A 720-nucleotide genomic window follows, 5' to 3' on the forward strand; every position below is an offset into this window, starting at 1 on the left:
ATTGTTCGTTTGCTCGGTGATCTTTTTGAAGCTATTGAAGATCTAGATATTTCTCAAACTGAATTATGGAAAGGTTTGGAATATTTTACCGATGCAGGTCAAGCCAATGAACTTGGACTGCTTGCTGCTGGTTTAGGTTTAGAACATTATCTAGATTTACGTGCTGATGAAGCTGATGCCAAAGCAGGAATTACAGGCGGTACACCGCGTACCATTGAAGGCCCTTTATATGTTGCTGGCGCACCTGAGTCTGTTGGCTTTGCCCGTATGGATGATGGTTCTGAAACGGATAAGATTGATACTTTATTCATTGAAGGGACTGTGACTGATACACACGGTAATATCATTGAAGGTGCCAAAGTTGAAGTTTGGCATGCCAACAGTTTAGGTAATTATTCTTTCTTTGATAAATCACAATCTGATTTTAATTTACGCCGCAGTATTTTAACCGATGCTGATGGAAAGTATGTTGCGCAAACCACCATGCCTGTTGGTTATGGTTGCCCGCCTGAAGGTACTACTCAAGCTGTGCTTAATTTATTGGGTCGTCACGGTAATCGCCCTTCTCACGTTCATTATTTCGTCTCTGCTCCAGGTTATCGCAAACTTACCACTCAATTTAATATCGAAGGTGATCAGTACCTTTGGGATGACTTTGCTTTTGCAACCCGTGATGGTCTAGTTGCGACTGCTGTGGATGTCACTGATGAAGCTGAAATT

General features: G+C 41.9%; 1 protein-coding gene. It reads left to right on the forward strand.

From position 1 onward, the window contains the following. A partial coding sequence (catA, locus tag D7V20_RS19375) for a catechol 1,2-dioxygenase (protein ID WP_120385418.1) occupies nt 1–720 on the forward strand: 720 nt, incomplete at both ends.

Source organism: Acinetobacter rongchengensis, assembly GCF_003611475.1.
Taxonomy (GTDB): Bacteria; Pseudomonadota; Gammaproteobacteria; order Pseudomonadales; family Moraxellaceae; genus Acinetobacter; species Acinetobacter rongchengensis.